At 71.0% G+C, this 14,316-nt stretch carries 11 protein-coding genes and 1 pseudogene; 11 read left to right on the top strand and 1 reads right to left on the bottom strand.

Annotated elements, in window-relative coordinates:
* The first annotated feature begins 250 nt into the window (after positions 1–250).
* The 9 genes and pseudogenes from lysS (at position 251) to FRADC12_RS28375 (ending at position 12,477) form a co-directional block, all read left to right on the top strand.
* Complete coding sequence (gene lysS, locus FRADC12_RS12635; RefSeq protein ID WP_045876792.1) at positions 251–1,705, top strand: lysine--tRNA ligase; 1,455 nt, start codon at positions 251–253, stop codon at positions 1,703–1,705.
* 841 nt (positions 1,706–2,546) lie between these two features.
* Positions 2,547–3,524 carry an NAD(P)-binding domain-containing protein gene (locus FRADC12_RS12625; RefSeq protein WP_045876790.1) on the top strand — a complete coding sequence of 326 codons (978 nt, stop codon included), beginning with the start codon at positions 2,547–2,549 and terminating at the stop codon, positions 3,522–3,524.
* A gap of 184 nt (positions 3,525–3,708) precedes the next feature.
* On the top strand, positions 3,709–4,971 hold the full coding sequence (locus FRADC12_RS12620; RefSeq protein ID WP_045876789.1) for a glycosyltransferase family 2 protein: 1,263 nt from the start codon (positions 3,709–3,711) through the stop codon (positions 4,969–4,971).
* Positions 4,971–6,488, top strand: coding sequence for a right-handed parallel beta-helix repeat-containing protein (locus tag FRADC12_RS12615; protein ID WP_045876788.1), 1,518 nt, complete (start codon positions 4,971–4,973; stop codon positions 6,486–6,488). The genes FRADC12_RS12620 and FRADC12_RS12615 overlap by 1 nt, the downstream gene beginning before the upstream one ends.
* Positions 6,481–8,871, top strand: coding sequence for an acyltransferase family protein (locus tag FRADC12_RS12610; RefSeq protein ID WP_045876787.1), 2,391 nt, complete (start codon positions 6,481–6,483; stop codon positions 8,869–8,871). The genes FRADC12_RS12615 and FRADC12_RS12610 overlap by 8 nt, the downstream gene beginning before the upstream one ends.
* The gene (locus FRADC12_RS12605; RefSeq protein ID WP_045876786.1) at positions 8,868–9,887 is read left to right on the top strand and encodes a polysaccharide lyase; all 1,020 of its coding nucleotides are present in this window, start codon (positions 8,868–8,870) and stop codon (positions 9,885–9,887) included. The genes FRADC12_RS12610 and FRADC12_RS12605 overlap by 4 nt, the downstream gene beginning before the upstream one ends.
* Before the next feature lie 1,107 nt (positions 9,888–10,994).
* Positions 10,995–11,639, top strand: a pseudogene (locus tag FRADC12_RS34890) (AbeC-like domain-containing protein); the annotation flags it as partial.
* 7 nt (positions 11,640–11,646) lie between these two features.
* Positions 11,647–12,036, top strand: coding sequence for an AbeC-like domain-containing protein (locus FRADC12_RS34885; RefSeq protein WP_502685308.1), 390 nt, complete (start codon positions 11,647–11,649; stop codon positions 12,034–12,036).
* A 3-nt stretch (positions 12,037–12,039) separates the two neighbouring features.
* The gene (locus tag FRADC12_RS28375) at positions 12,040–12,477 is read left to right on the top strand and encodes an effector-associated domain EAD1-containing protein (RefSeq protein WP_157488831.1); all 438 of its coding nucleotides are present in this window, start codon (positions 12,040–12,042) and stop codon (positions 12,475–12,477) included.
* Between the two features lie 162 nt (positions 12,478–12,639).
* On the opposite strand, the gene FRADC12_RS12590 is transcribed toward FRADC12_RS28375, so the two are convergent.
* Positions 12,640–13,164 (bottom strand): excisionase family DNA-binding protein, encoded by a 525-nt coding sequence (locus tag FRADC12_RS12590; RefSeq protein ID WP_198152885.1) that lies wholly within the window; start codon positions 13,162–13,164, stop codon positions 12,640–12,642.
* Positions 13,165–13,493: 329 nt separating this feature from the next.
* Between FRADC12_RS12590 and FRADC12_RS12585 the strand changes: the two genes are divergently transcribed.
* Positions 13,494–13,751: a type II toxin-antitoxin system Phd/YefM family antitoxin gene (locus FRADC12_RS12585; RefSeq protein ID WP_045876784.1), complete on the top strand. Its 258-nt coding sequence runs from the start codon at positions 13,494–13,496 to the stop codon at positions 13,749–13,751.
* On the top strand, positions 13,748–14,008 hold the full coding sequence (locus FRADC12_RS12580; RefSeq protein ID WP_045876783.1) for a Txe/YoeB family addiction module toxin: 261 nt from the start codon (positions 13,748–13,750) through the stop codon (positions 14,006–14,008). The genes FRADC12_RS12585 and FRADC12_RS12580 overlap by 4 nt, the downstream gene beginning before the upstream one ends.
* The last annotated feature ends 308 nt before the right edge of the window (positions 14,009–14,316 follow it).

The raw sequence follows: 14,316 nt of genomic DNA, 5'->3' as shown, positions 1-14,316 counted from the left end.
GGCACCGGCCGTTTTCGGTACCGCAATGCCGCGGTACCGCAATACCGCGGCACCGCGGCGCCGCCTGACGGCGCACGGGGTCTGGACCGCAGATCGGTACGCTGGGTATCGCCTCGCGGCGCATCGGTGCGCCCGGGAGTCGCCAGGCGGCGACCCAGGGGCTGCCCGTCAGTGCCAGCGCGGCGACGGCCGGCCTCCGACGGTCGCGCGGTGGGTGACGGTCGCGCGGTGTGAAGAAGGTGCGGGTTCGATGACAGCCGACGAGCCGACGGTCGACGGGGCGGCACGGCTGCCCAGGTCCGGGTACCAGACGGACCTGACGTCGGCGGACGTCCAGACGGCGCCGGACGGCACGCCCGCCCGCGTCGCAGGGCGTCTCATGCTGTGGCGCCGGATGGGTGGCCTCGTCTTCGGGACCATCCAGGACCGGGCCGGCCGGGTGCAGATCTCGCTGAACCGCAACGAGCTGGGCGAGGAGACCTACAAGGAGTGGCACAGCTCGGTGAAGGTCGGCGACTTCGTCGGCGTCACCGGCACCGTCTACACCACCCGTAAGGGCGAGCGGACCGTAGGCGCCACCGACTTCATGCTGCTCAACAGGACGGTGCGCGCGCTGCCGGACAAGTGGCACGGCGTCGCCGACGTCGAGACCCGCTACCGGCGCCGCTACCTGGACCTGCTGGCCAACCCGGAGTCCCGGGAACGGTTCCGCATCAGGTCCCGGGTCATCAGCCGTATTCGGAGCTTCCTCGACGACGCCGACTTCCTCGAGGTCGAGACGCCGATCCTCACCGACGCGGCCTCCGGTGCCGCGGCGCGTCCGTTCATCACCCGGCACAACGCGCTCGGCGAGGACTTCTACCTGCGCATCGCGGTGGAGACCTACCTCAAGCGGGTCGTCGCCGGCTCGTTCGACCGGGTCTACGAGATCGGCCGAAACTTCCGCAACGAGGGCATCGACCCCTCGCACCTGCAGGAGTTCACGATGGTCGAATGGTACGCGGCGTACTGGGACTACCACGACAACATGCGCTTTGTCCGTGAGCTGATCCTAGCCGTCCTCGATGACGTGATCGGTTCCAGGACGGCGACCTACGAGGGCACCGAGCTCGACTTCGGTGCCGACTGGCCGGTCATCGACTACCGGGATGCCGTCGAAAGCCGCACCGGGATCGATTTGCGGGTCGTGCGCGACTTCGAGACGTTGAAGACGAAGTGCGCCGGCTTTGGCCTGGATGTCAGCAAGGCGGCCTCCTACGCGGCGCTCGTCGACCTTCTCTACAAGAAGACGGTGCGGCCCGAGCTGGTCCAGCCGTGCTTCCTCGTCGGCCACCCGGTGGAGCTGGTGCCGCTGGCCCGGCGCAGCGACGACGACCCGACCCGGCTGGACATCTTCCAGGTCGTCGTGAACGGCTGGGAGATCGTCAAGGCGTACTCCGAGCTGGTCGACCCGGTTGACCAGCGGGCGCGGCTGGAGGAGCAGGCCGAGCTGCGGGCCGCCGGCGACGACGAGACGATGATGCTCGAAGAGGACTTCATCGAGGCGATGGAGTACGGTATGCCGCCGATGTCCGGCCTGGGCCTGGGTATCGACCGGTTCGTCGCGCTGCTCACCGACGCCCCGACGCTGCGCGACGTCGTCCTCTTCCCCTCCATGCGCGGGACGAAGGGCGCCGAGCCGGCGGAGCCGGAGCCGGCCCCCTGACCGGACGGCTGGTTCCGGCCGTGTGTCCTCGACGTCCGGGGCGTCCGGGGCGTCCGGGGCGTCCGGGGCGTCCGGGGCGTCCGGGGCGTCCGGGGCGTCCGGGCGGGCCTGCGGGCCGGTGACGCGAGCGGCCCCGGTCCGCTTCCACTCCGAGAGGGTCCAGGACCTGCGCCGGCACCACTCCGAGAGGGTCCAGGACCTGCGCCGGCACCACTCCGAGAGGGTCCAGGACCTGCGGCACCTGCCGGGCCGACGAGACGGCGGCCATGGCACCGACGGTTCCCGGCGCCAAGGCTGCCGGTAGCGGGCCGGTAGCGGGCCGGCGGCGGGCGTGACCGGGCGGGTGACCGTGCCCTGGTGGCTCGGCGGCGGGAACGACGCCGGGAGGCAGGCGGTGAGCGTCGCCATCCCGAGCGCGACCCCGAGCGCGACCCCGAGCGCGCCACGCGCCAGCGCCGGGACGTTTTCACCCGTGAAGCTGAATAGCGGACGACTTGGCCTCCATTTCTCCGCCGCGTTCCATCTTCTCCTTATGGCCCTTTCGGCAGCCGATCACGATAATGCAGTGATTTTGGCCTCCTGATTCACGGACTTGTTACCAGCGGAATCCCGGCCATCCCGCGCCGAGCCAGGTAATCTCGTGACTGCGCGGCGTATCCGAGTGAGTGGCCCGCGCGCGCCAAACCGGGAAATACCGGCGACCGGGCACGCGACGGGTCGCGGTTCTTCGGCTGCCAGTCCAACTCCGCTGGCCGTCGCCCGAGCAGCAGCAACAGCCCGGCCTGGCGCCACCCATGACGACCGGCGCGCCGCGGGACCAGCGCGTCCGAGGAGTGAACCAGTGAGAATATTTGTCATCGGGTCCGGTGTCGTCGGCACGGCCACCGGCCGTGGTTTCGTCGAGGCCGGCCACCGCGTCACCTTTGTCGACGTCTCGCCCCAACGCGTCGAGGACCTCACCGCCTGGGGCCTGGACGCTCGCGCCCGGCTCGGCCTCGCCGCCGAGGAAGCGGGTTACATCTTTCTGACGCTGCCGACGCCGAACGACGGCACACGCTACGACCTCACCGCGTTCCTGGAAGGCACCCGCGCCGTCGGCAGGGCGCTGCGCGAGGCCGCTGCGGTGCACACGGTCGTTGTCCGTTCGACGGTGACACCGGGGACCACAGAGGGTCTCGTCGGCCCGGTCCTGGAACGGGAGTCCGGGCTGCGCCAGGACGAGGGCTTCCTGCTGGCGAGCAGCCCGGAGTTCCTGCGCGCGGCCTCCGCCGCCGCGGATTTCCGCTGGCCCCGGATGACCGTCGTCGGTGCACGCAACAGGCGGGTCCGCGAGCGGCTGGCCGAGCTGTTCGCCCCGTTCGGCGGCGAGCTGCGGGTCTTCGCCGAGCCGATGACCGCGGAGTTCATCAAGTGCGCGCACAACATCTTCAACGCAACCAAGATCTCGTTCTGGAACGAGATGCACACCGTCGCGCAACGGGCCGGCCTCGACCTGGCCGAGATCGCCGACACGGTGGCCCGCTCGGCGGAGGCGTCGTTCAACCCCGCCTACGGGATCCGCGGTGGCGCGCCCTACGGTGGGGCGTGCCTGCCGAAGGACACCATGGCGTTCCTCGGCTTCGCCGACACTCTCGACATCGAGATGCCGCTGCTGCGCGCGGTGATCGAGGTGAACGACCGGTTCGTCGGGAGCCCGTCGGCCGGCCCCGGGCCGGCCGCGGCTGGCGCGGTGACGGGCGGGCCGCCGCGGATCGAGATTCCCGAGCAGTCGACCGGCGGCCGGCTCTCCGCCAGGGCAGCGGAAAGCCCGGCGCGATGACCCCCGCCGACTACCGCCAGACAGCCGGCCCGACAACCCGCCAGACAGCCGGCCCGACAACCCGCCCGACGGGCGGCCCGACAACCCGCCCGACGGGCGGCCCGACAACCCGGCCGACGGGCGGCCCGACAGGCCGCCCGGCAACTGGCCCGACAGCCGGCCCGGCTGGTTCGGGAGGTGGCCGGTGAAGCACTGGCTTCCGTGGCTCGGCCTGGTCGCCTTCCTGCGCCCGCTGATCGAGGTGTTCATCCTCGCGGTCGGGGAGTGGTGGTTCCACTCCGCCTACAAGGAGAACCCCGGCCTGTTCAGCCGCTACATCATCCAGATCACGACCGTGGGCCGCGAGCAGGACCGGGTGAACGAGATCATCCGGGAGATCCGCGACTACCCGATGACGATGAACTACCAGCTCTGGGTGGTGAACGAGCCGGGCAACGACGACGTGTACCCGGACGCCGACCGCGTCGTCACGGTGCCCGTGGAGTTCGAGTGCGTTGCCCAGTACAAGGCCCGGGCGCTCGAGTACAGCCGGCTGGTCCGCCAGCAGCTCGGCTTCAACCAGGGCGACACGAAGATCACATTTCTGGACGACGACACGTCGCCGACCTGGGAGTACCTGGAGACCGCCTACGCTGGCGACTACGACATCTGCCAGGGCGTGACCGCCCCGCGGATCGGCTATGGCGTCCGCCCGCTGCGCCACTTCCTGCTCAGCCACGTCGACGACCTGCGGTTCCACAACTGCATGACGTACTGCTCGTCGTTCCAGGGCATCTTCGGCAAGCCGCTGTTCGTGCACGGCGAAGGCCTGACGATCACCGGCTACACCGAGGAGACCGTCACCTGGAACTGGCGGATCTTCGCCTCGGAGGACCTGACCTTCGGCTGCAACGCGGCGGCGAAGGGGCTGCGCTGGGGCTTCTTCCACGAGTACATCCAGCTCACCTCCCCGTGGACCTGGCAGGCCTACTTCAAGCAGCGCCGCCGGTGGATGTGGGGCAACATCCACGCGATCGTCAACCGGGACGTGCTCCCGCGCGGCGCCGCGACCCGGATCGCGATCCGCTATTTCCTCAGCCTGTTCACCTTCTTCGCCTCCGGTACGTCCGTGGCGCTGATCCTCACCCACACGATCGACCTGCCCGGCTGGGCGCACTCGCTGTTCTGGTGCTCGCTCGTGATCTGGCTGGTGAACTTCGCGCTGTCCGGCTGGGTGAACGCCGGCCTGCGGACGGCGGAGCAGACCACCGCGCAGTTCTGGTGGAACCGGGTGGCGCAGACGGCCGCCGCGGTGGTGCTCTCCCCGGTCACGGCGACGTTCACGATCGTCGCGCTGATCGTCACGCTCTACCTGGGCAACCCGCGCAGCTTCGAGGTGATCGCCAAGACCGCGGCGACCAGCGGGCAGCGCGAGTCCAGCCGTCCGCTCGTCCGCGGGGCCGCCTGATGACCGGCCCGTCCAGGCGAGCCCACGAGGGCACGGACCAGACCGAGACGGTCCGCGTCCCGGTCCAGCGGTCGGGCACCGCCGACGAGGTCGGTGGTGGGGCGGCGAGGTCCGGCGGAGCCCGCCGGGCCGCCGCGCGCGCCGCCAGGGCCACGGCCGCCGGCACCCGTGGCCGCGGCGTCTACCTGCTGGTGACGGTCATGACTTTGGTCGCCGCGGGCGTGCTGACCGTGACGGTCGGGCGTCACTACCAGGGCCTCGCGTCGACGTCCGAGTTCTTCCACCGGCACGCCTACACGCCGTCCTACGACCCGATCAGCAACGTCGAGGGCGGCCTGCAGCCGAACACCATCGACACCCGGAGCAGCAGGCCGGACCCGTCGATCCGGGCGATCTCGATCAGCCCGGCCGGCGTCGACCTGCTGGTCGGCGGCCAGGTCCGGCACAGCTTCCCGCTGCGGGACTCGGTCACCGCCCTGCCCCAGCTGGCGTCGGTCGTCAACGACCCGGACTGGCTGGAGTACGACGGGAAGGGCCACGCGGTGCTGCACGCCGCGCTGGTCGTCGTCGGCCAGACGTCGTTCACGATCGACGCGCCCGTCACGAGCCTGGTGCTGGAGTCCCGGCGCGGCGTCCTGCTGGGTGCGGAGAGCGGAACGCTCGCCATCGACGGGGTCAGCATCCGGCCCAGCGCACCGAACCCGGACCCCGAGCAGCGGGCGGTCGACCAGCGGCAGCCCTTCATCGTCGCGGCCAGCCGGTCTCAGCTGATCATCTCCCACAGTCACCTCAGCACCCTCGGTCGGGACTGGAACAGCTCCTATGGCGTCTCCTGGACCGACGGTGCCAGCGGAAGCATCACCAACAGCGAGGTCGACCACACGTTCATCGCGACCTACACCGATGCCGCGCACGACGTGACGATCGCCAACAACTGGCTGCACGACAACGCGCTCTACGGCGTGGACCCGCACTCGAGCTCGACCCGGATCGTGGTCCGGCAGAACCTGAGCGAGCACAACGGCCGCCACGGGATCATCTTCTCGGACAACGTCACCGACAGCGTGGTCGAGGACAACGTCGCGCGGGACAACTACCTGAACGGCATCATGATGGACGCCGAGAGCACCGGTAACCGCATCGTCGGCAACTCCGTCACCGGGAACCGGGGTGACGGGCTGGTACTCGCCTCGTCGCCGAACAACCTGCTGGCGGACAACACCGTCACCCACAACCGGATCGGCGTCATGGTCCGCGGCGACGGCGGCGACGAGGGCGTGACCCTTCGCGGGAACGAGATCTCTGGCAACCAGCTCGCGTCGCAGGGGATCTCGCTGGCGGGCAACAAGGTCAGCGGCAACGGAGACACCTGGCTGCCCCGGCGGCTCGCCGTGATCTGGTCGCCGGTGCCGGTGACGATCGCCGTGCTGATCGGCCTCACCCGCAGGCTGCGCCGGCGGCGGGGACGCGCCGCCGGCCGCGGGCGACACTCCTCGGCGGCGACCATCGGTGTCTAGGCCTCCGGAGATCCGCCTGTTCGCTCCGTCCGTCCCGTCCGCGCGCTGCCCGGACGCGACGGAGCGGCAGGCTGGCCGGAGCCCCGACAGCCCACCGGCCTCGGACGCCGCTGGCGGCGGGTCCGCCGCCAGTCCGGTCCCAGAGCGTCCGCCCGCCGTCGGGCCGCCCGCCGTCGGGCCGGCCGCCGTCGGGCCGGCCGGCGAACGCGGCACGTCGCAGGCGGGTACCGGTGCCGCGGCTGGCGCCAACCGGCGGTCCCGCGAGTTCCGGCCGGACATCGAGGGCCTGCGCGCCGTCGCCGTGCTGCTCGTGGTCCTGGGGCACTCGGATCTCGGCGTCCCCGGTGGCTTCGTCGGCGTCGACGTCTTCTTCGTGATCTCCGGATTCCTTATCACCCAGCAGCTGCTGCGCGAGCGGGCGGCCCGGGGCCGGATCTCGTTCCGCCGCTTCTACGCGCGCCGGGCCCGGCGAATCCTGCCCGCGGCCGCGGTGGTGATCGTGGCGACGGTCCTCGCGTCCTGGGCCTGGCTCTCGCCGCTGCGCGTCCGGGACGTCGCCTGGGACGCCGTCTACGCCGCGTTCTCGGCGGTGAACCTCCGGCTCGCCAACAGCGGCACCGACTACTTCCAGTCCGCTGACCCGCTGTCACCGCTGCAGCACTACTGGTCGCTCGCGGTGGAGGAGCAGTTCTACCTCGTCTGGCCGTTGCTGCTCACGCTGGTCACTCCGGGTGCCACGGCGCTCGGTGCCCGCCGGAACCGGGCGGGAGCGCACCAGGCCGGCGCCGGCCCGGCGGACCGCCCCGCTCCCAGTGGCGGCCCGGTGGCGCTCGTGCTGCTCGCGATCGTCGCCGGATCGCTGCTGCTCAGCGTGGTGGTGACGGCCCGGTCCGCTCCGTGGGCCTACTTCGGCGGTCACACCCGCGCCTGGGAGCTGGGCCTCGGCGCGCTGGTCGCGGTCTGGGCGCCGGCCTTCGAGCGGATGGGCCGGGCGTTGTCCAGCCAGCTCACCTGGCTGGGCCTGGCCGGCGTCGCCGTCGCCGCCTTCACCTACGGCGACGACACGGCCTACCCAGGCCTGGCCGCGGTGCTTCCCGTCGGGGCGGCCGCGCTGGTGGTGGCGGGTGGCTGCGCGGCGCCTCGGAAGGGGGCCGAACTGCTGCTGGGCCGTGCGCCGCTGCGGATGATCGGCCGGCTCAGCTACTCGTGGTACCTGTGGCACTGGCCGGTGCTGCGGATCTGGCCGGAAGCCGCCGGCCACCCGTTCACCACCGTCCAGAAGCTGGCGGCGCTCGGGGTGTCCCTGGTGCTCGCCTGGCTCACCTACCTTCTGGTGGAGAACCCGGTCAGGACCAGGCCGCTGCTGGTCCGCCGGCCGGCGCTGGGCCTCGGCCTCGGAGGTGCGCTGGCTGTCGCGGCCGCCGGGCTCGCGCTGCTGGTGACCGCCGTCGACACGGTGCCCGGCGGCGGTGCCAGCGGACCGCTGCGCGCGCTGGACGCGGCCGGCGCTCCGCCCACGGCGCCCACGGCCGCCGGGATCACGACGCAGCCCCGGTTCGTGGGCGTCGGCACGAGCTCGTTGACGCCGCTGATCACCCAGTCGGCCCAGCTGCGGGACCTGCCGGCGAGCCTGACGCCGTCGCTCGCGAAGGCGGCCGGCGACCTCGGCGGGAACAGGTGCCGGACGCCGATCAGGTCCAGCACGCCGGTCGACTGCGTGGCCGGTGACCCGACCGGGTCGTCGACGGTCGTGCTGTTCGGCGACTCGCACGCCAACCAGTGGTTCAACACCCTGGACGCGATCGCGAAGGAATCCCACTGGCGACTCGTCCCGTACACCAAAGGTGGGTGCCCAGCGCCCTACTACCCGAACTTCTACCTGGACGAGCTCAAGCGGGTATACACCGAGTGCTATGCCTGGCGGGACGCCGTGTTCGCCCGGATCGCGGCGCTGCACCCGAGCCTGGTCGTGATCGGCTCGGAGGCGAGAGTCCAGGCGATTCCCGCCGGGCCGGGCGCGACGACCGACCTGGTGCGCACGCTGCGGGCGACCGGCGCGAAGGTCGCGTTCCTGGCCGACACCCCGTTCCCCGGCTTCGAGGTACCGGACTGCCTGGCCAGCCACCCGACGAACGTCGCGTCCTGCATGGTGACCATCCAGAAGTCGAAGATCGCCGAGCCGCAGCGTGAGGTCGAGAACCGCGGCGCGCTGGCCGGCGGCGCGACGCTGATCGACCCGCTGCCCTGGCTGTGCGTCCGCGACCTGTGTCCACCGGTCATCGGCAATGCCGTCGTCTACGCCGACAACAGCCATGTCACCGGTACGTATGCGACGCTGCTGGCGCCGTTTCTCGGCCCAGCCCTGCGGGCCGTCCTGCGATGACCGAGCCGACCCGGCTGGCGGGACCCGGGTCCAGTGCCCGGCGGTCGCGGCTGCTCCGCGGGGTGACTCTCGTCGTGCTGCCCGCCCTCGCCGGGCTGGCCGCCTGTTCCGGTGGCCGGCCCCAGGGCGGTCCATCCAGCACGGCGCCCACATCCGCGCCGACGGCGTCGCGGTCCGGGCCGGCCGTCGCCGACGAGCCAGCCTCGCCAGGCTCACCGGGCTCGCCGGGCTCGCCGGCCGAGCCGCTGGCCCGGTTCTTCGGGGACGACCTGGTCATGCGGTCCCGCGGCTCGTTCAACCTCGACAAGGTGCGCCTGGTCGCCAGCGGCGACCGGTGCGTGCCGACGTACCTGCGGGTCCGCTACCCGGCGGGCTCGGCCAGCCAGCTCTCGGTCCGCAACGAGGACGCGCCGACCGGTGGGGCGCAGGTCTACCTGCTGCTGAAATCCGGCCCGACCGACGTCCTGCATCTCAGCTACCGGATTCGATTCCCGCTGGGCTTCCAGTTCAACAAGGGCGGGAAACTGCCCGGCCTGTTCGGCGGCGACCACGTGGCGGGCGGCAACATCCCCGACGGCTCCAACGGCCTGTCCACCCGGTACATGTGGCGGGCCGGGGGCGCCGGCGAGGTATACGCCTATCTACCGTCCTCGCAGGTGCACGGCACCAACATCGGCACCGGAAGCTGGAGCTTTCCACCGGGCCAGTGGGTGACGATGCAGCAGCGGGTCCGTCTGAACACTCCGGGCAAGGCCGACGGGTCGATCACGGTCTGGATGGACGGCCGGCAGGCCCTGCGGGTCGACAACCTGCTGTTCCGCGACAGCGCGTCCCTCCAGATCGACGGCCTGTTCTTCTCGACCTTCTTCGGCGGCGCCGACACCACCTGGGCAAGCCCCACCGACCAGTACGCCGACTTCGCCGACTTCCAGGTCTCCAGCAACTACATCAACGACGCGATGCCCGCAGGGTGCGGGGCCGGGCCTGCACCCAGCGGCCAGGCGGCGTCCGGCTGACTGGCGGGATGTCCTCCACACGGATGCCTAGGTCGTCGACCAGCCTGCCAGGCCCTCGGTCCGTCGCCGTCGCCCGGAACGGGCTACGGTAGCGCTCGGGAGTATCAATACCTGTCCAACTGAATATAGGAAAAGAATGGGATCCAGTCGCACATGGAGCCCTACACTTTGGCCAGGTTCGTGAACCGGCCCCCACCCGGCACCGCTGTCGGCACTCGTAGAAGCGCCACCGCCGGGTCTTCCATCGTCAGGCCGGCCTCTGGGCCTGCGCGACCTGGATGCGGGGGTAACCATGGCGCTCTGGAGCCCATCTCGCCGTGCCGCCGGCCCGGCCACCGTCGACCCGCCATTCCTCGAACCGGAGGCCGATCCGCCGACTGCCACCGGCGTGTTTCCGGCCGACGACTACGGCGACGCGATCGACAGCCCGCCGACCCGTTCCCTGTGCGCCGCGGTCCACCTCTCGAACCCGCTGACCGACCTGGTGCTCTCGAGGACCATTCGGGAACGGCACCGGGCCTGGGCGCCGTGCTACTCGGTGAACCTTCCCGCGGTACTGCAGCACGCGTTGGACTCCCGCCGACGGCGCCGTACCCGGGACGGCGTCCTGCTGCTCCTGCTCGTCGGAACTCCCGCCGCCGTGCTGGTTGATATGGGATTGCGGTTCGGCGACCACGTCGCACTCCTTATCGCCGTCCTCGTCGTCGGCGCGGCGGTCGGCGGGCGGTCGGCGGGCGGTCGGCGCTGCGGCAGTGGCGGGGCGACGAACCGGTCACCGTCCGGCGGGTGCTCGGGCTGCTGTGGCGGCAGGTCAGCTCGGAGCAGGGCGCGCTGGCGCTGGCCGTACTGGTCGCCGTCGTGGCGGCCGGCTCGGTCCTGCTCGTCCGGGGCGGCGCGTCGCTGCCCTGGGCGGACCTGCTGGTGCTCGCCGGCGGCCTCGTCGTCGCCTGGCTCACCGTCGTCGCCGACCTGGCGATCGGCGTGGCGAAGGCGGCGGCCCTGCTCAACCGGGCGAACAGCCCGTTCGATCTGGCCCGGCCGCTGCCGAGGTGGATTCTGGACCGCGCCCGCCGCACTGAGTCCGCGAATGTCGTCATTTATGGAAAAATGCGCAAGAAGGACCCGTTCGTCGGCTCGGGAGACCGGCTCGGCGGCTTTCCCATCGTCGTCGACGTCACCCGCGGCAAGGACAGCGGCGACGGCGACCGGGCGACTCCCGAGCCTATCGACGTCGCCGCGCTGCACCGTTTCCTGCGGACGTCGGCCGCCAGCGTAAAGATCTCGGGTCTCTGGTGCGGCCACCGGCTCTACGTCGATGGCATGGCCGTCGGCGGATTCCGCGATCTGGTCCCCGACCGGGCGCGGCCGCCGGTCACCGAGCTGCCCCACGACCGGCTGCTCGAGGAGCTGCACAGCCCGCACCCCAAAAGGCGCGCGTACCTCTGCCTCCAGCTGACCGGCTGGGACGGCGAGCTGGTGGTCACCATGTTCGTCCGGGCGGAGCTCAGCGCGAACTTGTTGATGGTCGAGGTCTCCGCGCACGGCCTGCTACCGGTCGACGAGTCCTGGCTCGGTGACGTCTCCGGCCTGGTCGGCCCCCGCGAGAGGGCCTGGGACATTCTGCGCTCGGCCGCTCGGCAGACCCTGGGCGCCCTGTTCGCCAGCCCCCGCAAATGCGGGGCCGGGCTCGCCGAGGAGCTCGGCCACCGGCGGCGGTCCGCGCGCGACGCCCGCGCGCGACGCCCGCGCGCTTCGCCGGCTGCGCCGCTTCGACTACGGGCTCGCGTACTCGCTGCGGGAGGCTGTCGCCCGCGACGAGCACCGGTACTACAACTCACACATCGACGAGCAAGGCCAGGTCGCCCGCCTCCAGGACCGGCTGCTCGCCGCCTTGGAGGAGTTCTTCGACGCCCGGGGCGTCGACACCTCCGACCTGACCGACCGCCGGCGGACCATCGTCAACAACATCACCAGCTACCTGTTCGGCGACGTCGTCGGCGACAACGTCGCGATCGGCACGAACAGCCGGGCCGGGGACGGGCGGGAGCGGCCGCCGGGCGCCGGCGGTGGCACCAGCCCGCCGGGCGGGCGGCGGCCCAGCGGGCCCGCGGGCCCGGACAAGCCGAAGGACGGGACAGCAGGGAGCTGAACGGTGTCTGACGTGTCGAAATACTCGTTTGGCAACATCCGCGGGGTGAAGAATGTCGCCGTCGGCGACTACGCGCGGGCGGGTGATCACTTGCCGGCAGACGGAGGTGCCGCGCCGGACGCCGGCCGGCCTGCGTCGGAGGATCCGCCAGGCCCGAACGGCGAGCCGGTGGGACTGTCCGACGACGAGATAGCGGCGCTCGCCGGCGCGTACCAGTCCGCGTCGGCGGTCGGGGCACTGCTGAGGCGGGCTGGCATCCGGGCCGACCTGCTGCCCGTCTTCGGCGCTGGCGTGAACGCGCGGGACTGGTGGAGCGAGGTCGGCGCGGAGCTCCGCAACGGCCGTGCGACTGCCGGCAGGCGGAAGATCTTTCGGGCCGCCGCGCGCGACTACCCCGACAACCCGACATTCCGCCGCGCGGCCCACGGACCGGGTGCCTGATCGTGGCGGTCGCGGCCCTTCATACCGCCTGGCGGCGGAACCTTGTGGTGGCGCCGCCACAAGGCAAGTCTCAAGCTGGCTTCGGTACCCGCGCCCAGGACGGCGACGGTCACAGCCAGGAATGCGCGGTTCGCGGCCGTTCGAGCGCTGTTCCGCCGGCTCTCATGCCGCGCCGTTCGCCCAGTTCTCAGATGACATGCCGTAGGTGCCTTCGGTCATGGCATCGGCGGTCATCTCGTCGAGCAGTTCCCGTCGGCGGCGCCCGAGCCGTTCCTTGTAGGCCAGCAGGCCGTCCAGTCGAACCCGGCGGCTCGACCGCGGCCGGGTGAACGGAATCTCACCGATGTCCAGAAGCCTGACCATTTCGGCGCGTGGGACGCCCAGCAACTCGGCGGCCTCGCGGACCGTGAGCTCGCTGTCCAGGATGACGACGGACACCGCTCGTCCCGCCGCCATTGCCGCCGCCACCTGTCGCAGAACCTCGACAACCGACTCGGGCAATTCCGCCTCGTGCTGTCCGCCGACCAGGCGGTACGGCAGCGGCCCTCGGCTCTCCGAGCCGTCGCCATTCGCCAAGACGTCGGCCAGCAGGACGAGCGCGGCGGCTTCCTCGGCTGAAGGCATGACAGGCTTCCCATGGGTAGCCACGGATGCCTCCTCCACGACTCCGGTTGCCAACTCGCCCACGTCAGCTCCCTTCATCATGGCGCACCCTTCGTGCCGTCGCACCCTTCGTGCCGTCGCACCCCTCGTGCCGTCGCACCCCTCGTGCCGTCGCACCCCTCGTGCCGCGACGAGGCGGAACTCGAAGTCGGTACATGGTACTGCATGACCCACCAGTGTCGAAGTAACCAGTGCTGTAGTATGCACGTCCGATCAGGCCGCCGGCCCTCCGGCTGGAGCGTCGCTTGGCGCCCCAGGAGCTGGGCCGGCAGGGTCGCCGTCATCGACGTAGCCGCCGAGTTCTTGTACCGTATCTGGTACAACATTCGGCAAGCTCTGGATCGGAGGACGCCATGGCGGCGGCGATCAGCGCCAGCGAGGCGCGGAAGACTCTGTTCCCGCTGATCGAGCAGGTCAATGCCGATCACACGCCTGTCGAGATCGTCTCGAAGCGTGGGAACGCGGTGCTCGTGAGCAAGGAGGACTGGGACTCGATCGTCGAGACCAACTACCTGCTGCGCACCCCGGCCAATGCCAGGCGGCTGATGGAGAGCGTGGAGCAGTGGCGCTCGGGCGATGCGGTCGAACGGTTGCTGGATCCCGACGAGTGAAGCTGATCTGGACCGACCACGCCTGGGATGACTACCTCTACTGGCAGGGCCAGGACCGGAAGACACTTAAGCGGATCAACGTGTTGATCGCGGACATCAAACGGGATCCCGAGGGGCCGGGGATCGGCAAGCCTGAGCTGTTGCGCAACAACCTGGCCGGGCTGCGCTCACGCCGGATCGATGACGAACATCGACTGGTTTACGCGGTTGAGCCCGGCCAGATCACCGTCATCGCCTGCCGCTACCACTATCAGTGAGCCACTCGGCGCCTGACACGCCGGCCAAGGCAGGCCTCAAACCAGCTTCGATACCTGCGCCGTGACCAGTGGGGCCGTGGTCTTCTCGGGCCCCTGGCTGGCCCGATCGCGCAGGGTGCGGTTGGCACGGGTCCACGCCGTCGGATCCGTGCCGGCCGCCGCGCTCGCCCACCACGGGTTCGCGTCAGCGAGGATGCGGCGAGCTCGTCGTCTCGCCTGGGCTGATCTCAGCCAAGGCACCACAGAGACGGGGGGTCTGGGAGTCAATGCCACCACAGAAGGGAGGGGGTAGCGAGGTATGTGACGCC

It is taken from the genome of Pseudofrankia sp. DC12 (assembly GCF_000966285.1).
In the GTDB taxonomy this organism is placed as follows: Bacteria; Actinomycetota; Actinomycetes; order Frankiales; family Frankiaceae; genus Pseudofrankia.
This window is presented reverse-complemented; position numbering and strand designations above follow the sequence as displayed.

What these genes read in the sequence shown, in the direction of transcription:
- FRADC12_RS12615 (WP_045876788.1), top strand. Translation starts at nt 4,971, where the DNA reads ATGACCGGCCCGTCCAGGCGAGCCCACGAGGGCACGGACCAGACCGAG.
- FRADC12_RS12605 (WP_045876786.1), top strand. Translation starts at nt 8,868, where the DNA reads ATGACCGAGCCGACCCGGCTGGCGGGACCCGGGTCCAGTGCCCGGCGG.
- FRADC12_RS12585 (WP_045876784.1), top strand. Translation starts at nt 13,494, where the DNA reads ATGGCGGCGGCGATCAGCGCCAGCGAGGCGCGGAAGACTCTGTTCCCG.
- lysS (WP_045876792.1), top strand. Translation starts at nt 251, where the DNA reads ATGACAGCCGACGAGCCGACGGTCGACGGGGCGGCACGGCTGCCCAGG.